Annotated in this window: 20 protein-coding genes; 10 read left to right on the top strand and 10 right to left on the bottom strand. The window is 37.0% G+C overall.

Annotated elements, in window-relative coordinates:
* Positions 1-10 precede the first annotated feature (10 nt).
* Positions 11-781: a glucose 1-dehydrogenase gene (locus AADJ06_RS01685; protein ID WP_341224657.1), complete on the top strand. Its 771-nt coding sequence runs from the start codon at positions 11-13 to the stop codon at positions 779-781.
* Positions 782-783: 2 nt separating this feature from the next.
* On the opposite strand, the gene AADJ06_RS01680 is transcribed toward AADJ06_RS01685, so the two are convergent.
* The 7 genes from AADJ06_RS01680 to AADJ06_RS01650 form a co-directional block, all read right to left on the bottom strand.
* Positions 784-2,385, bottom strand: a complete 1,602-nt coding sequence (locus AADJ06_RS01680) for a CotH kinase family protein (RefSeq protein WP_341224656.1) — start codon at positions 2,383-2,385, stop codon at positions 784-786.
* Between the two features lie 102 nt (positions 2,386-2,487).
* Complete coding sequence (locus AADJ06_RS01675) at positions 2,488-3,051, bottom strand: hypothetical protein (RefSeq protein ID WP_341224655.1); 564 nt, start codon at positions 3,049-3,051, stop codon at positions 2,488-2,490.
* 150 nt (positions 3,052-3,201) lie between these two features.
* Complete coding sequence (gene rny, locus AADJ06_RS01670; RefSeq protein ID WP_341224654.1) at positions 3,202-4,800, bottom strand: ribonuclease Y; 1,599 nt, start codon at positions 4,798-4,800, stop codon at positions 3,202-3,204.
* A gap of 66 nt (positions 4,801-4,866) precedes the next feature.
* Positions 4,867-5,154, bottom strand: coding sequence for a cell division protein ZapA (locus AADJ06_RS01665; protein ID WP_341224653.1), 288 nt, complete (start codon positions 5,152-5,154; stop codon positions 4,867-4,869).
* Between the two features lie 24 nt (positions 5,155-5,178).
* A complete protein-coding gene (locus AADJ06_RS01660) occupies positions 5,179-5,562 on the bottom strand; it encodes a hypothetical protein (protein ID WP_341224652.1) in 384 nt (127 codons plus the stop codon).
* A gap of 51 nt (positions 5,563-5,613) precedes the next feature.
* A complete protein-coding gene (gene pheT, locus AADJ06_RS01655) occupies positions 5,614-8,037 on the bottom strand; it encodes a phenylalanine--tRNA ligase subunit beta (RefSeq protein WP_341224651.1) in 2,424 nt (807 codons plus the stop codon).
* Between the two features lie 60 nt (positions 8,038-8,097).
* The gene (locus tag AADJ06_RS01650) at positions 8,098-8,472 is read right to left on the bottom strand and encodes a hypothetical protein (RefSeq protein ID WP_341224650.1); all 375 of its coding nucleotides are present in this window, start codon (positions 8,470-8,472) and stop codon (positions 8,098-8,100) included.
* A gap of 279 nt (positions 8,473-8,751) precedes the next feature.
* Here AADJ06_RS01650 and recA point away from each other — a divergent pair, with 279 nt between their 5' ends.
* From recA to AADJ06_RS01635, 3 genes are all read left to right on the top strand, one after another.
* Positions 8,752-9,786 carry a recombinase RecA gene (recA, locus tag AADJ06_RS01645; RefSeq protein ID WP_341224649.1) on the top strand — a complete coding sequence of 345 codons (1,035 nt, stop codon included), beginning with the start codon at positions 8,752-8,754 and terminating at the stop codon, positions 9,784-9,786.
* A gap of 75 nt (positions 9,787-9,861) precedes the next feature.
* Positions 9,862-10,896 (top strand): aminopeptidase, encoded by a 1,035-nt coding sequence (locus AADJ06_RS01640; RefSeq protein WP_341224648.1) that lies wholly within the window; start codon positions 9,862-9,864, stop codon positions 10,894-10,896.
* A gap of 32 nt (positions 10,897-10,928) precedes the next feature.
* On the top strand, positions 10,929-11,684 hold the full coding sequence (locus AADJ06_RS01635) for a DUF3108 domain-containing protein (protein ID WP_341224647.1): 756 nt from the start codon (positions 10,929-10,931) through the stop codon (positions 11,682-11,684).
* 16 nt (positions 11,685-11,700) lie between these two features.
* Here the strand turns inward: AADJ06_RS01635 and AADJ06_RS01630 are convergent, their stop codons facing one another.
* From AADJ06_RS01630 to AADJ06_RS01620, 3 genes are read right to left on the bottom strand one after another with little or no spacing between them, the layout of a single operon-like run.
* Positions 11,701-12,123 carry a DoxX family protein gene (locus AADJ06_RS01630; RefSeq protein ID WP_341224646.1) on the bottom strand — a complete coding sequence of 141 codons (423 nt, stop codon included), beginning with the start codon at positions 12,121-12,123 and terminating at the stop codon, positions 11,701-11,703.
* Positions 12,124-12,162: 39 nt separating this feature from the next.
* Positions 12,163-12,399 (bottom strand): DUF4834 domain-containing protein, encoded by a 237-nt coding sequence (locus AADJ06_RS01625; RefSeq protein WP_341224645.1) that lies wholly within the window; start codon positions 12,397-12,399, stop codon positions 12,163-12,165.
* Positions 12,400-12,453: 54 nt separating this feature from the next.
* Positions 12,454-13,713: a TlpA disulfide reductase family protein gene (locus AADJ06_RS01620; RefSeq protein ID WP_341224644.1), complete on the bottom strand. Its 1,260-nt coding sequence runs from the start codon at positions 13,711-13,713 to the stop codon at positions 12,454-12,456.
* Between the two features lie 217 nt (positions 13,714-13,930).
* Here AADJ06_RS01620 and AADJ06_RS01615 point away from each other — a divergent pair, with 217 nt between their 5' ends.
* From AADJ06_RS01615 to AADJ06_RS01590, 6 genes are all read left to right on the top strand, one after another.
* A complete protein-coding gene (locus tag AADJ06_RS01615; protein ID WP_341224643.1) occupies positions 13,931-15,448 on the top strand; it encodes a peptidase in 1,518 nt (505 codons plus the stop codon).
* A 300-nt stretch (positions 15,449-15,748) separates the two neighbouring features.
* Complete coding sequence (locus AADJ06_RS01610; RefSeq protein ID WP_341224642.1) at positions 15,749-16,261, top strand: GNAT family N-acetyltransferase; 513 nt, start codon at positions 15,749-15,751, stop codon at positions 16,259-16,261.
* Between the two features lie 119 nt (positions 16,262-16,380).
* Entirely contained in the window at positions 16,381-17,778 is a 1,398-nt protein-coding gene (locus AADJ06_RS01605) for an arylsulfatase (protein ID WP_341224641.1), read from the top strand.
* The gene (locus tag AADJ06_RS01600; protein WP_341224640.1) at positions 17,775-18,452 is read left to right on the top strand and encodes a DUF547 domain-containing protein; all 678 of its coding nucleotides are present in this window, start codon (positions 17,775-17,777) and stop codon (positions 18,450-18,452) included. The genes AADJ06_RS01605 and AADJ06_RS01600 overlap by 4 nt, the downstream gene beginning before the upstream one ends.
* A 57-nt stretch (positions 18,453-18,509) precedes the next feature.
* Entirely contained in the window at positions 18,510-19,655 is a 1,146-nt protein-coding gene (locus tag AADJ06_RS01595; RefSeq protein WP_341224639.1) for a Gfo/Idh/MocA family oxidoreductase, read from the top strand.
* A 2-nt stretch (positions 19,656-19,657) separates the two neighbouring features.
* Positions 19,658-21,265: a sulfatase gene (locus AADJ06_RS01590; RefSeq protein ID WP_341224638.1), complete on the top strand. Its 1,608-nt coding sequence runs from the start codon at positions 19,658-19,660 to the stop codon at positions 21,263-21,265.
* Positions 21,266-21,326: the final 61 nt, after the last annotated feature.

The raw sequence follows: 21,326 nt of genomic DNA, 5'->3' as shown, positions 1-21,326 counted from the left end.
ATAATACCCTATGAATTACAAAAACGCATTTGACCTTAAGGAAAAAGTAGCCATCATCACTGGAGCAAGTAAAGGCATTGGCGAGTCTATGGCTCGTTTTTTTGCGGCTCATGGAGCCAAAGTAGTTATCAGTAGCCGGAAGCAAGATGTACTAGATGAGGTAGCCGAGAGCATCAGAAAAGAGAGCGGTGCCGAAGTACTGCCTATAGCTGCCCATGCAGGCGATATGACACAGCTCCAAAACCTTTTAGACCAAACCATAGAGAAATTTGGCGGTGTAGATATCTTAGTAAACAATGCTGCTACTAACCCAGTTTTCGGTCCATCATTAGACTGTGATGGTGATGCCTTTGACAAAATAATGGCCGTTAATGTGAAAGCTCCTTTTGAGTTTTCTAAAATGGTTTATGCCTCTATGAAAAGCCTTGGTGGCGGAAGTATCATAAATGTGAGCAGCGTGGCTGCCCTTACACCAGACCCTGGCTTAGGCATGTACTCGGTAAGTAAAGCATCATTAAATATGCTAACGAAAGTACTGGCTAAAGAATGGGGAACAGATGGTATTAGAGTAAATACTATTTGCCCAGGTTTAATAAAAACTAAGTTTTCTCAAGCCTTATGGCAAAACGAAGACATCATGAAAAGGTTTACCAAGCACATGCCTATTTCTAGAATAGGTACTGTAGACGAGATAGGTGCACTTGCTCTTTATTTAGCTTCTGACGCATCTTCTTTCACTACGGGAGCAGTATTTACCGCAGATGGAGGAATGACTATCTAAGCTCATTTCTGAACCATTCTATGAACAACCTCTTTGTCTCCTACTTTAACTTTTAGTAGCTGAAGTGTTTGAGAAGAATGATTTTCGGGGAAATTAAGATTCAATTGGTTTTGACCTTTTTCCAAATCAAAATCTTGTGTCTTAATTTCCCTACCTAAAAGGTCTATTAAGCTCACACTAGCTTTAGCCCCTTTCTCAGAAATAACCTCAATGCTAACTGACGAAATATAAGGGTTAGGATATGCTTTGACTTTAAAGTCTAAACCCTTTTCTGAGGAAAGAACCGCCATTTCATTCGGTATATTTTGGTCTAACCAGGCTAATCTTAAAGAAATCCAGGATTTGAGCTCATCCACCTCACCTTCCCATGTAGAAGAAACAGGCTGAGGCTGCGGCCAAACGTATTGACCTAGAATAGGCCAGCGTTGAAAGTTTCTAACCTGTGCTTCATTAATTTCTTCTGCTAGTTCATCCACCAAACCTAGCAATTTACTTTCTTCTAAAATCCCATTTGAACGAAGCTCGTCATAGGTGTTTCTATAAGCTCTCACAAAATTAACATCGCTCAAAAATCTTTGCCACCAAAAAGGTACCTGCCAAGTATCATCCGGACAAACACTATTGAAATTATAAGAAAACCCCTGATAAGAAGCTCCATTACAATAATCCGCATTTCCGTAACTAATATCGTAATCCCATGGCGGGCCTAGTTTCAATTTTTCATTCTTGCTTTTGTATAAAAATGTACTTATCCGATAGCCATCTACATTTTTTGCAACCTCATTTACAATGGTCATCAGTACAAAGGATTCCATATCAATGTACTGCTGATACCCTGTAGCCGAATCAGAAAATTCTTCTGATTGCAAAGCATCTTCAAAATCATCAACGTAGGTTTGAATATAATTTCTTTGAATAGTAGTAATATCTTTTGGGTATTCGTAAAAAAACTCAGATGGCTTAAATGCACCACCTGGTTGATTTGAATATTTCGATGTCCAACTTCCATTGTTAGAGCCTGTATTTTTATCAATTTTGATAATATAACCTCCCGTCAAATCTTCTCCTGTTTCTTCATCTGGCTCTAGCTTTGAAATATCTACTCTGCCCTTATCTCTTTTCACCTTCTCCATGAAAACATAAACACCTTCATAGCTTCCATTGAGGTAAAGTTCTACATACTTGGTTCTGCTTCCATAAAGTCCCATTTGCTCCGCCATGCGTAACGTGAGTACATTATGAATCAAACTTTTCTCATTGTAAGAAGGGTAAAGTATCCAATCACTTTCTTCCGGCCATCCGAAGAAGCCAAAGTTAATATCTTCGCCAGTTGCGTCCCATGTCTCAAAACCAAAAGGCTTTTTAGGGAATGACTGCGAAGAAGAGCCTCGGTATTCTATGCCTATATTACCATCATAAACGGTAGTACCATAAGGCGTATTCCGTTGACCTTCTCCATTATAAATCAACTTCATTTTTGCCATTACCTTTGGCTCATCTACTATTTGTTTACCTTCGGTATCAATATAAACTAAGGGTAAATTAGACGAAAATTGAGCCAAAGCTGGCAACCCAAGAAGGAGGAAAAACAGTATTCTTTGCATATTTTTTTATTCTTAATCAAAGCTAAGTTAATAGTGCATTAGAAAAAAGAAAAGCCGCCCAATCACTAGATTAGGCGGCTCAAAATAAAATCAATTACAAACTTATAGTGTCAAATCTCGTTTTATAAAATCTTCTTCTTCAATACCGAATGCAGCAGTGACATCCTCATAAGACTTAGACTTTAACCTTGCTGTTTCTAAAAACTCAGCCGGTACTACCACCACCCTGAAGAGTTGGTCATTCAAATATGCTCCGTCTAATGTAGAAAAATCGGCAATATTACCACCTAGGTAAAGCCTTACATTACCTTCTGTAATGTCATTATCATTGGTTCCGAAATCATATTCGTAAGTCAAAATTCCTTGGTCTAAATAAGCTGTTTGATTCAATGGTCTCCAAATAGGTCCAAGTACATCATCATCATCCCATTTAATATATACTAAGACTACGTCTGCAGGGTATACATCAAACCCATAAGGCTCCACGTGCTCAAATCCATTAGCCGGCGTAAAATCTAAAATAAGCTCAAAGGCTGAGGCATATACCAAACCACCATCTTGACCGGCTGGCCCAGGTGCTCCATCAAGTCCATCATATCCTGCAGGGCCTCTGCAAGAGCTAAAACCAATAACTAATGCTGATGCGATAAAAAGTAGCTTTTTCATAATCTATATAATTTAAACGTTTCTGATTTTTTGTATGATTTTTAGATGTTGGAATTCAATAAAAGGTTGCCCGTCCAAACAAAAAGCACCTAAAATGTAGGTGCTTTAAGATTCCATTAACAGTTCACCTGTTAATAACGAAGGTTTTATCTATTTCGCATAAGCCACGGCTCTCATTTCACGAATTACCGTTACTTTGATTTGACCTGGGTACTGCATTTCTTTCTCTATTTTTTGAGAGATATTAAACGACATCATGCTGGCGGTTTCGTCATTTACATTTTCTGCATCCACTATTACCCTTAATTCTCTACCGGCCTGAATAGCGTAACATTTTTCTACTCCTTTGAAATCAAGAGCTAAATCTTCTAGGTCTCTTAAACGCTGAACATAAGAATCCATCATCTCACGTCTAGCTCCCGGCCTTGAACCACTGATGGCATCACAAACCTGAATAACTGGAGAAATTAATGAAGTCATCTCTATCTCATCATGGTGAGCACCAATGGCATTGCATACCTCTGGGTTCTCTTTGTACTTTTTGGCAAGTTCCATACCTAAGATAGCGTGAGGTAAGTCTGACTCTTCTTGGTACACTTTCCCTATATCATGCAAAAGACCAGCTCTTTTAGCCAACTTAACTTTCATACCCATTTCGGCTGCCATGGTAGCACATAGCTTAGCCACTTCTCGAGAGTGTTGCAGTAAGTTTTGTCCGTAAGATGAACGGAATCTCATTCGGCCTACCATTTTGATAAGCTCTGGATGCAAGCCGTGAATCCCGAGGTCTAGCACCGTTTTCTCTCCTATCTCAATAATTTCGTTGTCAATTTCCTTTCTGGTTTTATTCACCACTTCTTCAATTCTGGCCGGGTGAATTCTACCATCTGTCACCAATCTATGCAAAGACAGCCTAGTGACCTCTCTTCTTACGGGGTCAAAACTAGAAATAACGATAGCCTCAGGCGTGTCATCCACAATAATCTCAGCACCTGTAGCGGCTTCCAAAGCCCTAATATTTCTTCCTTCTCTACCAATAATCTTTCCTTTGATTTCGTCACTTTCAATATTAAAAACTGACACACAGTTTTCAATTGCCTGCTCGGCGGCCGTTCTTTGAATCGTTTGAATAACAATTTTCTTTGCTTCCTTCGTAGCTGAAAGCTTTGCCTCTTCTATGGATTGTTTCACATAAGCTGATGCATTAGATTCTGCTTCTGCTTTAAGAGCATCCATTAATTGTTCTTTGGCTTGGTCTGCAGTTAAACCTGCAATTTTTTCTAGCTGCTGCACATGAAGACTCAGTTGCTTATCAGCTTCTTCTTGTCTTTTTGTAGCTACTTCTAACTGATTGGCTACCTTATCTTTTTGACTTTGAAGTTCAGACTCTTCTCTTTTATTTTTCTCCATTAAAGAAGCCGCCTGCTGCTGAAGTGTCCTTACCTTTTGCTCATTCTGAATAATAATATTCTTCTTGTTGTTCGTGGTTTCTTCAAACTCCTCTTTTAATTTCAAGAAATGCTCTTTGGCTTCCAACTTCCTATCACGCTTTATACTTTCAGCTTTCGATTCAGCGTCTCTTTTAATACTCTGGGCATTAGACTCGGCATCTCTGAGAATGCTCTCGGCCTTTCTTGCAGCTTCTTCTTCTTGATTTTTAGTGGTCTTTTTTAGTAGCGACTGCCCTATAAAGTATCCTGCTACTAGGCCTCCAATGATGCCTACGATTAACAATAAATATTCTGACATTAATTCTTTTTTTTAATAATTCGTTGAATGAATATTAAAGAAAGGAATTCAAAAAAAAGGGAGAATTTAACCGTCTAAACGGCTATCAATTTGCTCTAGTCTACCATTAACTTCATTTCGGAGTTTCTCATAGTTTTTGTGAGCCTGTAAAGCATCCACCATGGCCTCTACCGCCACGGTAGAAAGCAAGTCCTCAAAGTTTGCCACTGCACCGTACTTATTATGAAGTACAGCAAGGCGGTCATTTATTTTAATAGCAGCTTCTCTAAAATAGGGTTCTTCTTCTGGCGACAGTAAAAACGGAATAGGTTCTCCGTTAATTCTAATATTCGCTTTTATCTTTTCCGACTCCATTATTAGTAAGCAAAAACATATTTATCACTTCAATAAGCTTATACAATCGTCTATTTCGCTTATTAGAGTTTGGATTAATTCTCTAATTCCTTCTTCACTTACCTCCTTACCTTCTATATCCGTTACAATCTTAGCGATTTTATTCCTAATAGTAAAATTTTCAGCACTTAAGCCCTCTAATTCACCCGGAGCATCTTTCACTTTCGCTTGATGTTTTTTCACAAAAGCCAGCCTGCTTTTCAGGTCGTCTCTTTCTTCTTTTACCTTTTTTAGTTCAAACTCTAAGCCTATAATTTTCTGTTCAAAAGTTCTGACCTTAGCAATACGCCCATCCACTTTACCCGCCAACTCTTCAAGGCGAGCAAACATCATGGCATTCTCTTGGTAATATTGCTTTTCAGATTCCATTTAAATAAAATTTGATAGCTCTAAAACACCTCTTAGATAAGGGATGCTTTATCACCTTCTTATTTCTGCACCCAGCTGATTTTCGAAGGTATATATTAATTTACTCATAGTTTTATCAATCACCTTATCTTGAAGTGTTTTTTCCGTATCACGTAAGATAAAACTAACAGAATAGGACTTCTTCCCTTCTCCCAGCTTATCACCTTCATAAACATCAAAAACATTTACTTCTTTCAGCAGTTTCTTATCCGACTTCATAGCCAAATCTTTTATTTGAGTAAAGCTCACAGCTTTATCCACCACTAAAGACAAATCTCTTCTTACATCTGGGAATTTAGATATTTCGCTAAATGTAACTTTATAAGAATACTTCTTCAAAACATAAGCCCAATCAATCTCCGCATAGAAAACTTCTTGTTTCAAGTCTGCAAACTTCAAATGAGAAGCCTTCACTTGGCCTATACTAGCCACTACCTTATTATTCAAAGTAAGGTCAATCCCGTAATCAAATAGACCTGATTCTGATTCTTTGCTTCCCAAACCAGATAACCTCATGGTTGCGAATATTTTTGAAACCTCGTTTTTAAGGTCAAAAAATGTCACCTTTTCTGATTTCTGTTGCCAAGATTCAGATAATTTGTTTCCAGTAACCCAAAGTCCCAACTTTGATTGGTCAAAGTAACTGACATTACCATCAGTTTCTTTTTTACCATACACTCTACCAAACTCAAAAACTTTCAAGTCTTTACTTCTCCTATTGATGTTATAGGCTAGGGTTTGTAATCCAGAGAAAAGCAAACTATTTCTCATTTCGGAAAGGTCTTCTGTCAGTGGATTTAATAAAGTCACCTGAGAACCTTCTTCTTCGTTTAAAACGGCATTTTGAGACGGCTTAACTATTGACAAAGTTTGAATTTCATAAAAACCATTTGCCGCCAATAATTCTGAAATCTTTAAGCTTTGCGTTTCAGGAACCACCTCTCTAAAATCAGAAAGATAATCAGACGAAAGGTTTTCCGACAAGGCTATGTTATCAAAGCCATAAATCCTCAAAATCTCCTCTACCACATCAGCTTCTCTAGTTACATCAACTCTATAGGCTGGTACGGAAAGGCTCATGCCTTGATTATTTTCTTCTACTATTTTAATATCTAGCTTTTGAAGTATTTCTTTGATTAAACCCTGCGGCAAAGTTTTGCCTAAAAGGCGGTCAATATTTTTAAACTTAACATCCACCTCATGATTAGGAACCTTAACCGGATAAAGGTCAAAAGACTTATTAGCCACTTCGCCACCAGAAAGTTCTAGAACCATAAGTGCCGCTAATTTAAGTGCATACCCCGGCATTTCTGGGTCAGTGCCTCGCTCGTATCTAAAGCTAGCATCAGTTTTTAAACTGTGCGTGGTGGCTGTTTTTCTAACTCTATCAGGATGGAAGTATGCCACTTCTAAAAACACATTCTTCGTACCGTTTGACACTCCAGAGTTATCTCCACCAAAAACACCAGCAAGACCAATTGGCCCTTCGATATCGCAAATGGCTAAGTCTTCTCCAGAAAGTTTTCTTACTACGCCATCTAATGTTGTGACAGTTGTTCCTTTTTCAGGTGTCTTTACTATAATCTTATTGCCAGCAATTTTATCTGCATCATAAATGTGCATTGGTTGACCCAAAAAGTGGCAAATGTAATTTGAAATATCTACCAAATTATTGATGCTATTGACACCAATGGTGGTTAAGAAACCTTTGAGCCAATCTGGCGACTCTTTTACTTCAACATTTTTTATCTCTAAACCACAAAACCTTGGACAACCTTGAACATCTTCCACCACTAAATCAATAGTAGCCGATGCATTGCCTAAAACAAAACCAGATACATCTGGCAAATTTATTGGAGCACCAGTGACAGCCTTAATATCTCTTGCGGTACCAAAATGAGAAGCCGCATCGGCTCGGTTTGGTGTTAAACCAATTTCAATGGCATAATCAGACTCTAGCTTAAAATAAGTAGCTGCTGGCGTACCTACTGGCAAATCGGTATTAACAACCAAAATACCATCATGTCCTTTTCCCAGTCCTATCTCATCTTCCGCACAAAGCATGCCTTCCGACACTTCTCCTCTGATTTTAGATTTCTTTATAACAAAACTTTCTCCATCTCCTGGATAAAGCGTGGTTCCGACCGTTGCCACTATGACTGTTTGACCGGCGGCTACATTTGGTGCTCCACAAACAATGTTTAAAAGGTTATCCTGCCCAATATCTACGGTAGTACATTTCAGTTTGTCCGCGTTAGGGTGCTGCTCGCAAGTCTCCACCTTTCCCAAAACCAAACCTTTCAGCCCACCAGGAACAGAAAGAACCTCATTTAAACCCTCCACTTCTAAGCCTGTGGAAGTCAAAAGAGCAGAAAGCTCTTCTGGATTTTGGGGAAAATCAATAAGTTTTTTTAGCGTATTATATGATATCAGCATCCTTTTCTATTTTTTCAATCCGCAAAGATAGAAAAAGATGGATAAGGTACTTGAAGATTTCTACCCGATTTCTTCTTTCAAAGATTCTGCTTTCTCCTCTACATAAGATTTAACATCGTCAAAAAGGAAGACCTTGCCGAAAGCTCCCACGCCCACAGTCTTATAAGTGCCATTAATTTTCAGCTTTGTAAGAGAGATAACCTTCAGGTCTTCTACCTTAACGTTATTATTGAGGTACTTCTCCATACTATTCAAACCAATAGCCTCTCCTAGTAAAGCTCCTAGTTTTTTTATGGTGTCGCCATCTACCTCTCCATCAATATTACCTAGTTCGTTTACCTTTTCGGCCACAGCAGCCTGGTGTTTTTCTAAAGATGGGTTTGTAAAAACACCTATAAGAGCAATTAATAATAAAAAGAAGAGATTGTTTTTCATGGGTTATAGATATGGTTTTATAGTAAACGTATATTTCTCGTTTTATTTCAGCACCTAATCTCAATCGGATGAATAATACCGTACATAAGTTGCCTTGCCTAAATAAAAACCAAGTCTTGGTAAAATATTTAGCCAAAAACAATCCATTAAGACACTTACTATCAACCATGTAAATCTATTGCTAAATATATTAGCTATTCTTTGCTAGTAAATTGTGCAAGGATACAATATCTTTGTGGCAGACAAAAAGAAATTCCTAGAACTCTAAATATATTACCAATGTCCGAAAACAAGGAACGCTTAAAAATTCTTCAAACCACCATAGACAAATTAGACAAGGCTTTTGGAAAAGGAACTGTCATGAGACTTAGTGACACTAAGGTTTTGGACGTGCCTACTATAGCTACGGGGTCTTTAGGACTAGACCTAGCTTTAGGAATTAATGGTTTCCCAAGAGGAAGAGTTGTTGAGATTTACGGACCAGAATCTTCTGGTAAAACCACCTTAGCAATGCACGCTATAGCCGAAGCTCAGAAAGCCGGCGGGATAGCCGCCTTTGTAGATGCCGAGCATGCTTTTGACCGTCTTTATGCAGAGAAATTAGGAATTGACACAGCAAACCTTTTAATATCTCAACCAGATTACGGAGAGCAAGCTCTAGAAATTGCAGAACACTTGATTTCTTCTGGAGCTATAGATATATGTGTGATTGACTCTGTGGCGGCACTGGTACCTAAAGCCGAATTGGAAGGTGACATGGGAGACAGTAAGATGGGACTGCAGGCAAGATTAATGTCTCAGGCTCTTCGTAAACTTACTGGTACTATAAATAAAACTGGCTGTACATGTATTTTCATTAACCAGTTGAGAGATAAGATTGGTGTAATGTTTGGTTCGCCTGAAACTACTACGGGTGGTAATGCATTGAAATTTTACTCTTCTGTAAGATTAGATATTAGAAGAATAGGTCAAATCAAAAACTCTGATGCCGAAGTAGTAGGTAACCGAACCCGTGTGAAGGTGGTTAAAAACAAAATGGCACCTCCGTTTAAGGTTGTTGAGTTTGATATCATGTACGGCGAAGGAGTATCCAAAGCTGGTGAAATATTAGATTTAGGTGTTGATTTAGATATTATCAAAAAATCAGGTTCTTGGTTCTCCTATAAAGAGGACAGATTAGGTCAAGGAAGAGACTCCGTTAAAAACCTTATCAAAGATACGCCAGAGCTTTTGGAAGAATTAGAAAAGAAAATTAAAGATGCTATTTCTGGAAAAGATGAAATTGTCTTAGGAAAAGAAGCAGTTACTGAATAAACAATTTAGCAATCAATAAATAATCATTATTAGGAAAGCGTTAAAGAGTAGGAGATTTTCTCCTGCTCTTTTTTTATGAAAAAAATTCTAAAAACCACAGGTCTCATACTAACGGCATTTTGCCTAATATTTTACCTCATTTACTTCGGGGAAATCAACTATGCTCTGAGACAAGCCAAAGGCCAGTTAAAAATAATTTTAAATACTACGCCTATAGAAGAGGTGCTTGCAGATAGCAATTTCCCTGATAGCTTAAAAGCCAAAATTGAGCTTATACAGGAAATTAAAAAATTTACAGTAGACTCATTAGGCTTAAAACCAAGCACAAGTTATCTAGACTACTATGAGCAACATGGTAAACCCATTCTCTGGGTTATAACTGCTTGCCCTCCTTATAGTTTAGAAAACAAGAAATGGGAGTTTCCTATAGCAGGGGAATTTGCATACAAAGGACACTTTGAGAAAGAAATTACCCAAAAAGAAGTGGCCCAATTAAAACGAGAAGGGTTTGATGTAAGAGTATCTGAAGTTTCGGCTTGGAGTACTCTGGGCTACCTATCGGATCCAATTTTGAGCAGTATGCTAGAAAGGGATGAAGGCTCATTAGCAGCACTAATTATTCATGAACTTACCCATGGAACACTTTTTGTAAAAAATGATTTAGCGTTTAATGAGAACCTTGCGGATTTTATTGGCGACCAAGGAGCATTGCTCTTCCTACAAAGTAAATATGGGAAAGGAACGGAAGAGATAGAAAAGTATAAAGCTTCTAAAGTATTTTATGAGCAATTTTCAAAACATATTGCCCATGGAACAGAAAAACTTGATAGCCTATTTCAAACCTTTCCACCTGAAATGGCGTCTATTAAGAAGGATAGTTTAAAATATGATTTGATTGATGAGATTATGCTATCGGCTGATTCACTCTCCTCAAATCCTAAATATAAGTACCGAGGAAGAGGCACTATAAACAATGCATACTTCACCGCGTATAGAACTTACCAAGGAAAACAAAATGACTTTGAGAATGAATTAAAATCAAAGTTTAACAATAATTTTAAAGAATATTTATCGCATTTAAAAAGTAAATTTCAGAGCTTAGGAAGATGATAAAAAGACCCGTCATATTAATTGTAATTTTAATGAGTATAGCCCTTTATGCTTTTGTAGGCAAAGGCGTACTTAGGTCAGTGGAAAATCATAGTTTTCAAGCTGGCGAGAAATACACATATAAAGTAAAATATGGCTTCCTGACCATTGGTCAGGCTAAAGTAGATGTACATTCTAAAATTTTCTCAGTTAATAACAGACCTTGCTATAGAGTAAACGTTATAGGTAAAACAGCAGGTTTGGCTAGCTTGTGGAAAGTGAGTAATATGTATAGGTCTTTCATTGACACCACGGCTTTTATCCCTCATAAGTTTGAATACAGTGCGAGGGAAAATACTTATTCAAGAGACCAAACATTTACGTTTGACCATCAAAGCAATAAAGTAAAGAAGTTTGAAAAAGAAGAAGTTACGGAATACAAAATCCCTGATTATGTTCAGGATGTAATTTCAGGCTACTATTATTTACGTACAGTAGATTTTTCTAAAATGAAAATAGGGCAGAGTGTAAAGGCACCTCTATTTTTTGATGATGAGCTGTACAACATGCAGGTTAAATACGCCGGAAAGGACGAAGTAAAGACTAAATTCGGTAAAATGAAGGTATTGAAACTAAATCCAATTCTCCCTAAAAATGAGTTATTTGAAGGCGATAACGCTATTAGGATATTAGTTTCTGATGATGAAAATCGTGTTCCTATTAGGTTAGAAATTGACTTCTCTTTTGGAACTATCTCTATGGAAATAGTAGCTTACAAAAATGTACGAAACCCATTTATCTGGAGCTAATTTTAATAAGAAATACTTACACCCTCTTTTTACCGAAAATGTAATAATCTAAAGAGTATCTCCCTGGACCCCAGATATATAAAGAGATATAAGGAATTAAGAAAAGTAAGCCTTTTTCCATTCCGCTTAAACCTTTACTTAAATTAACTAGAAAAACGGCTACTACCATTGTAAATATTAAAATAGCTAAAGCTGGCCTGGTAAATAACCCTAGTAAAACTAAGATAGAACAGAAAAGCTCAGCAAAAATGGTAAGTAAAAGAGAAGGTACCTCGCCAATTCCTATTGGGTCTCCAAAACCATAGTCTCCACTTATCACCCTACCAAGTTTAGAATAACCATGCGGAATCATTAAAAAGCCCACACCTACACGAAGTATGAAAATAGCTAAATCAACATAGGGAGGTAATGCGGTTACCCTAAAAAACTTTTTGAACATTATAGATTGATGCAGTTATAAATTTTAGGACAAAACAAATTAATCTACTTCTTCATAGTCAACATACTGACCACCTTTAAAGCCTTTTTCTTGCCTTTCTTTTGGTACGTAATCTACATTTATTTGACCTTCCTTTTTTTCCTGAGGCTGGCTGTTCTTATTAGCTCTTTTTTGTTCATTTACCATTTGCTTACCCACAATGAGCCAAAACAAGAACCTCCTAACAGGTGGTACAAATGCTATAATCAGGAAAACAACTAAAATTATCTTAAACATATAATAATTCTTTATCTAGATAGTAAAAGTAGAAAAAAGCTTAATTTTTAACTACTAAAGTAACTCCAATAATGCCGGCAAAGTTTCAGAACTACTTGGTCTTGGTGCCTTATCGTTTACCAAATTTCCTTTTTTGTCGATAATCATATATCTCGGGATGCTTGAAACCTTATATCTGGCAGAAACTTCATAAGAATGACCATTCTCACCAAACTCCTCTAAACCCAGTTTTTCAACTGCACCACGCCATTTCTCCAAATCTTCATCAATAGATATGTAGAGAAAAACGATGTCTTTCTTTTGTTTTGAAGTAAGACTCTCATGCATACTCCTGCTGGCAGGAAACTCTTTCCTACATGGCCCACACCAGCTAGCCCAAAAGTCAACATAAATAACTTTCCCTTTATATTTTTCGAAAGTAAAAGCCTTGTCGTTCAAGTCCATTATAGAAGGTAGATTCCCTCCCTTTTTTAACTCTTCTACTTTGGCCAGTTGTTCCTCTCTTTTTACTTCTGCCGCTACCACATCGCTAAAAAAGCTTTCTGAAAGATAGTCTTGAAGGTTTTGACAGTAAATCTGACTAGTCCAATACCTAAAAGAAGAAGTACTTAAAGTTTTATGACTAGTCTCAATAAGTTCCGTTAAAGTATAATCTAATACATCACCTTTTAAATACTTAGTGGCATACTCCGCTTTATCTTTCATTGACAATACGCCATCAGCATACTTTTGAAAGTTATTGGCTTCTGAATTAAAATAAGTCACAAAATAGGGCAAGAAAGCTCTATAGCTTTTAGAAAGCATTCGTTTAGGATTGTTAATTCTTTGTGGATCTAAACTTGCTGTCATTATCCGTGGCAATGATGTCACTTGTTTTAAACCCGTATTGCTATTGCTGTTGTTGATAGAGTATGCTAATAAAAGGTGCCAGTAGTTATAATTAATATTGGCCTGTACTAAATCAACAAACTCTTCTGAAAGCTCGTCATACGTCTCATGGTTTTTCAAGAAACTCATTTGAGCATTTCTTTTGTCAAACAATGCCAACTCCCATTCATCAACATTGACCATTTTAATATTTTCATACTGTAAACTTTGATCAAAGTCTTCTCTATATTTTTCTTCAAAAGCAGCCGTAAAAGAGGCATTTGCTCCAGCATCCAAAAGCTCCTTAAGGTGAGCTTCCTGGGAAAAACTAGCCTTCAAATAAGCATCACCTTCCTCTGCAGTAAAAGTTTTAAAAGCCACAGTTTGAGGAAAACTGAAAGCCATAGAGCTTAACATCACAGCTATTAGTATAAACTTGTATTTCATAAAATATTTCTTCCAAAAAAAACTTAATCAAAGAACCGCTTTTCATTTATAAGAACGTTTCAATAAAATGAAAGTTCTGAAGCTAAACGCTTAATTGTATAAAATAAACGCAAATAGCTAAGTATAATGGCATAGTTCGGCACATACCTGCTATTCTTTTATGAAAAATCATCACTTTTGTACATTCAAAAATCAACATACTACAATAATTCGATAAATGAACTTTTTAAAAACACTCGTACTTCTACTTTTTGCTAGCCCTCTTTTTTCACAAACTGCTATCAACTTTGAAATAGATGTCACCAAGAACACTGACACTTTTTATGTTTCAATAGACTTAGAAAAAGCCTTATCAAAAGAAAACAACATTTACCAGTTTTCTGCGACAGCACCAGGCACGTACCAAACGCAAAACATAGGACGCTTTGTTAGCGACTTTAAAGCCTTCAATAAAAAAGGAAAAGAGATAAAAGTCGTTTATAACGCTCCTAATCAGTATATCATTTCTAAACCTCATAAAGTACAAAATATTCAATACAAAGTAGCAGAAACTTTTGATACCGAAGTGGCATCATATCCTGTTTATATGATGTGTGGAAGCAGCATTGAAAACGACCATGCTCTTATTAATACACATACAATGTTAGGCTACTTTGAGGGTATGCAGAGTAACCCGATGAAAATAAAAGTAAACCAAAGAGAAGGTTGGAAAACAGGAACAGCTTTAGAAAAGAAAGACGGATACTACTGGGCAAGCTCCTTTGACCACGCTGTGGATTCCCCTATTTTAACAGGAATATTAACATATGCCGAAACCCAAGTAGCAGACACTCCGATTAGGATATTCACTTATTCTGAGAAAGGAAAATTCACATCGGAAGCCTTATTAGAAAACATGAAGGATATGCTAGACGCATCAAATAAGTTTTTAATAAAGTTACCTGTAGAAAACTATACCTTTTTATATTACTTTTTGCAAAACCCCGACGGACAAACCGGTGCTTGGGAGCATTCTTACAGTTCAGAGTATGTTTTAACAGAAAATGAGCCTACAGAAGCCTACATGAAGCAGGTTACGGACATAGCCTCTCATGAGTTTTTCCATATAGTAACACCACTTAATATTCATTCTGAAATTATAGAATCATTCAATTTTGTAGAACCCACTCCTTCTCAGCACCTATGGTTGTATGAAGGTGTAACGGAATGGGCTTCCAATATTCTCTTATACAGAGGTGGTGTGGTTAACTTTGACGAATATATCAAAAACAGCATTCGCCAAAAAATACTTATCAACGAAAACTATTTTGATAAAAGCTGGAGCCTTGCCAGAATTGCTAGAGAATCATTTAACGAAGATGGAGCAAAGCAATACGGAAATATTTATTATAAAGGTGCATTAGTAGCCGCTTACTTAGACATAAGGCTTTTAGAACTTTCTAATGGAAAAAGAGGCCTGAGAGAACTCATGCTTGAATTAGTGGATAAATATGGCAAGGGAAAGCCAATTTCGGAGAAAAACTTTTTCAATGATTTAGTGCAAATGACTTACCCAGAAATTGCCGATTTCATTCACGACTACATTGAAAACGCAGAACCTCTTCCTAACAAAGAATATTTAGGAAAAATTGGTCTGAATTACTCTGGTGAAGGCAAAACCATTGAGATTAGAAAAATGGTAAACCCTACAGACAAACAACTAATGCTTTTTGATGCATGGAGTAAGAACCTCTAAAGGGCTTATAACATTATGGCACAAGGCTATTCATTAAAATGGATAGCCTTTTTTCATTCTATTACACCATCCTAAAATATACATTTGTATACAAATTGCAGCCTTTCATCCCTTAATGAATCGATTAAGTACAATCCATTCTTGCAATAAACATATAATCATTATATTAGTTTACAAGTCAGAAAAAAACACTTAAACCCAGCACACTGTTCAACAATCCTAATTCAAAAAGTGAAAATATTATTTAAAAAGCCTATGTGCTTTACTTTAAGCTAAATTTTGAATTTAAACATAAAAGAAATGAGATATAACCCCGATATTCTAGAAACAATCACTCTTGAAAGAGAAATACCAAAAGAAGAAAGTAAATCTCAGGTTTCAATTCAACGATTAGGTTCTCAAGATTTAATACTATTTAAACAACTCATAGAAATCTTTAAGGAAACGTTTGATGGGCAATCTAAAAAAGAGATAGACGAATTTAGCCTAAACACTATGCTTCGCCATGTTACTTTTGTTGGTTTTGTAGCAAAAATAGACAATGAAGTAATAGGTGGACTAACAGGTTATGAAATAAGAAGTTACTACAAAGATGAATCAGAGTTTTTCTTATACAATTTAGCGGTAAAGCCTGGGTATAAAAAAAAGGGCTTTGGTAAGCTACTTATGAAAACCATTCTGGGATTCAGTAAAGACATGGGCCATTCTAGACTTTACGTAGGAGCTCACATAAAAGGGAGCAACGCTGTAGACTTTTATAGGAATAGCGGTGCCACTGAATATAAGGTCTCAAAATTCGTATACGAGCTCTAGAAGAGTTCGTATACATATAAGTGATTGCCTGCTAAATGAGTTTTTAGTAGTATTTATGTAATCTGAAATTGCAACAGAAAGCTTTTGCTGCTACCTTCATGGCCTGAAACCCTTGAAAAATGAAAAAAACTGCAATTTTAGCAAGCTTATGCCTACTCTTCTTTTCCTGTAAAGAAGCTGAACACAAAAAAACAAATATAGTGTATATCATGGCCGACGACCTTGGCTATGGTGATGTGGGTGCCTTCGGTCAATCCCTCATAGAAACACCAAACATTGATAAACTAGCCAAAGAAGGCATGATGCTCACAAGGCATTATGCTGGAAATACCGTTTGTGCTCCATCACGCTGTACCTTAATGACAGGTAAGCATAATGGTCATGCAAGGGTTAGAGGGAATGCCCGTGTACCTTTATTAGATGAAGATTATACTGTAGCCGAACTCTTAAAAACAGCTGGATACACCACGGGTTTAGTTGGAAAATGGGGTTTGGGCGAGGAATCAAGTTCCGGAATTCCGAACAATCAAGGTTTCGACTATTTCTATGGCTATTTAAATCAGGCCCACGCTCACAATCATTATCCAGCTTTCCTCTACGAAAATGAGGAAAAAGATCAACTAGGTAATGAAGTAGAATACATGACGAAAGGAAACAATGCAGGTATTGCAGGCCACTCCACCAATAAAGAAGTTTACTCCAATGACAAGTTTATTGAGAAATCGTTAGCCTTTATTGAGGAAAATACTGAAAAGCCATTTTTCCTTTATCTACCTGTAACCGTCCCACATGCCAACAATGAGTCTCAACACTTTAATGAATCTGGCATGGAAGTACCGAGCTTAGGAATTTACGCAGATAAAGATTGGCCAGAAAACCAAAAAAGGCATGCAGCCATGATAGGCGAACTAGACAAAACAGTAGGCCTAGTAATGCAAAAACTAAAAGACCAAGGATTAGATGAAAACACGCTAGTAATATTCACTTCTGATAATGGACCACACAATGAAGGTGGTGCAGATTCTGAATTTTTCAACAGCAATGGACCCTTAAGGGGAACTAAAAGAGACCTGTATGAAGGTGGCATAAGGGTACCAACCATTGCTAGATGGCCAGGGAAAATCAAAGCTGAAAGCACGTCTGAACATGTTTCTGGCTTTGTAGATCTTTTTGAAACATTAAAAGAACTAGCCAATATTGATGATAAACATCAGACAGATGGTATCTCTTTTTTACCAACTTTATTAGGAAAAGAACAAGCTAAACATGATTTCCTATATTGGGAATTTTATGAACAAGGCGGCAAGCAAGGTGTCTTATTTGATGACAACTGGAAATGCGTAAAACTTCATGTTAACGACAGCACGAAAACTAAAGTTGAACTTTATAACATTGCCAAAGACATTGAAGAGCAAAATGACCTCGCTTCTGTAAACCCAGAACTTGTAGCAAAAGGTTTACAAATAATGAATCAAGAGCATACACTTTCTTCAGACTTTAAATTTAAATTTGAATGACTATAAGCAAATTGGCTGAAGAGCTACTTCTAAACGTAAAAAAAGAAGAATCAACTGATAATTTAGAGGAACAATTAGCTATACTGACCTTAGGGCAATTAAAAGAAGAATTAAAAACAGATAGCCAAAAGAAAGCTTTTTGGATAAACTGTTATAACGCCTATTATCAAATTCTTAGAAAAAACACCAAATTACTGGCCCCTGAAATTTATACAGAAAAGCTTATTAAAATAGCTGGCGAAAACTTTAGCCTTGACGAAATAGAACATGGTATTTTACGCAAATATCGTATCAAGATATCCTTGGGCTATTTACCTAATATTTTTGCCCCTATTCTAATAAAATCACTCGCTGTAAATAAAGTAGATTATCGAATTCACTTTGCTTTAAACTGTGGTGCAAAGAGCTGTCCGCCAATAGCTTTTTACAACTATAACAAGCTAGACCAGCAATTAGACATAGCCACTTTATCTTTTTTAGAATCCGAAACGGAGGTATTTTACGATAAAATGGAAATTCACACTACCAGTTTAATGAGCTGGTTTAGAGGTGATTTTAGTGGAAAAAAAGGAATTAAACAAATCTTGGAAGATAAACTAAACATACCTACCACAGGATTTAAATTGATTTACAAGCCGTATTCTTGGGAAGACCAACTCCTTAATTTCGAATAGCTTAAACCCAAATTATTATTTATTCGCATATTTGACAAATATTCAACTCTCTTTATAATGAAAAACAACAGAAGGAATTTTATTAAAAACGTAGCATTAAACTCTGCAGGTTTAGGTTTATTAGGAACCATCCCAAACAGTGTAGCTGCTCATAAATCAATCATAGCCAAACCAGACCTAATAAAAACGTGGGACAAGCCACGCTTAAAATTTGCTGTAATTGGCATGAATCATGGTCACATTTATAGCATGACAGAGGCCATCAAAAGAGGTGGCGGAGAACTAGTTTCTTACTATGCCAAAGAAGCTGAGTTAAATGCAGCTTTTGGTAAAAGACACCCAACAGCTAAACAAGCTAAAAGCGAACTAGAGATTTTAGAAAATCAAGACATTAAACTTGTTTTAAGTGCTGGAATTCCCTGTGAAAGAGCTCCATTAGGAATAAGAGTAATGAAAGCCGGTAAAGATTATATGTCTGACAAACCAGGCATTACTACCTTAAAACAATTAGCTCAAGTAAGAAAAGTCCAAAAAGAAACTAGGCAAATTTATACCATTGTTTACAGTGAGCGTCTTGAAAACAGAGCTACCGTAAAAGCTAGTGAATTAGTAAAAGCTGGTGCCATAGGCAAGGTGATTCAAACCATTGGTTTAGGACCCCACAAAATGAGACCAGAGACCAGACCAGACTGGTTTTATGATATGAATCAAGTAGGAGGTATTATTACGGATATTGCTTCGCATCAATTTGACCAATTCTTACATTTTACAAATTCCACCGAGGCAAAAGTATTGGCCGCACAGGTTAAAAATGTAAACCATCCCCAGTATCCAGGTTTTGAAGATTTTGGTGATGCAATGGTGCAAGGAAACGGAGGCTCTGGTTATGTAAGAATAGACTGGTTTAGCCCGGACGGCCTAAATACATGGGGAGACGGAAGATTAACCGTTTTAGGTACCGAAGGCTTTATTGAAATAAGAAAAAACATTGACATAGCTAGGCATGACAGTGGAAACCATCTTTACATGGCTGATGGTAAAGAAACCATTCACATGGATTGTAAGGAGATTGAACTACCTTTTGGTCCTCAAATGGTAGATGATGTTTTGAATAGAACTAACACTGCAATGTCTCAAGAACATTGTTTTTTAACCATGGAACTAGCCTTAAAAGCACAAAAACTAGGCCTAAAGAGCAAATAACGATGAAAAATAGAATAACCCTATACTCTGTACTACTACTTACTATTTTAGTCGCTTGTAAAAAAAAGGTCAAAGTAGAATTGCCTAACCGACCTAATATTCTCTGGATTTCGGCAGAAGATTTAAGTCCTAGAATGGCAGCTTATGGCGACTCCACCATAGCCACTCCAAACTTAGATAGACTTGCCAATGAAGGCGTAGTTTTTGACCATGTATACACATCTGCAGGAGTATGTTCTCCCGCCAGAAACTCCATTATCACTGGTAGGTACCAAACTAGTAATGGCGGCCATAACATGCGAACTATGGGTATACATGAAACCGAAAAGCTTGGTTTACCTAAAATGTATAACTCCGTCCCTCCACCTGAGGTTAAGTGCTTTCCAGAATATTTAAGAGCACAAGGCTATTATACCACTAATAACCTAAAAACTGATTATCAGTTTACTGCACCGCCAACGGTTTGGGACGAAGTAAGTAAAACAGCAGACTGGCGAGGACGAGATGGTGACCAACCTTTTTTTAGTGTTATTAATTTCACTACCACCCATGAATCTCAAATATGGGCAAGAGCAGACCATGAGTTGAGAGTTCAGCCAGAAGATGTACAGCTTCCACCCTATTACCCTGACAATATCACCTCAAGAACCGATGTAGCCAGACATTACAGTAACATGTCTGAACTAGATGACCAAATAGGTGAAGTATTAGCAAAACTTGAGGAAGATGGTTTATTAGATAATACCATCATTTTCTTCTGGGGTGATCATGGTGACGGACTTCCATTTTTTAAAAGAGAGGTTTATAGAAGAGGCCTTCATATTCCTTTAATAGCTAGATTTCCAAATAAAGCAAATGCAGGAACTAGAAATCTTAATTTCATAAACGCCATAGACCTTGGTCCTACTATGCTTTCTCTAGCAGGAATAGAAACACCTTCTCAAATGCATGGAAAAGCATTTTTAGGGAAATATAAAGCGGAGTCCGACCACGAATATATTTTTGCGGCAAGGGATAGAATTGATAATGATTATGACCGGGTGCGTTCCGCCATGGACCCTCAGTACCAATATATCAAAAACTATAATCCAGAAAAACCACTATATATGGATGTAGATTATCGTAAGGGCATACCTACAATGAATATGATTCTAGCTCTCAAGGAAGAAGGGCAGCTAACGGAAGAACAGTCTTTTTGGTTTCAAGAAACGAAACCTGAAGAAGAGCTTTACGACTGGCAGAATGACCCTTATCAGCTAAACAATTTAGCTGCAAATCCTGAATATGCAGAAACCTTACTTAGGCTAAGAGAAGCTTTGGAAAACTGGGTAGCCGAAACGGGTGATTACGGAGCAATTCCTGAAAAAGAAATGCTCCGCGAAATGTGGAACGGACAAAACACCCCTCCACATACAGCCAAGCCTACCGTCTACCCAATAGGTGAGAAAACCAAACTTACTAGTATGACTGCAGGAGCTTCTATAGCATATAGAAAAAGAGGAACCGAAAGGTGGGAAGTATATACCAAACCAATAGAAACGAACTCCGAGTCATACGAATGCATGGCCATGAGGCTAGGCTACGAACCGAGCGAAATAGTAATCTTTTAACATTTAAAGGTTATTTGACGCAAAAAGCTTCATAATTAAACACTAGAGCTTTCCAGTTTAG

Origin of the sequence: uncultured Arcticibacterium sp., assembly GCF_964021845.1 — a bacterium.
In the GTDB taxonomy this organism is placed as follows: Bacteria; Bacteroidota; Bacteroidia; order Cytophagales; family Spirosomataceae; genus Arcticibacterium.
Note: the sequence above shows the minus strand (reverse complement) of the source record. Positions and strands in the feature narration are given on the sequence as shown.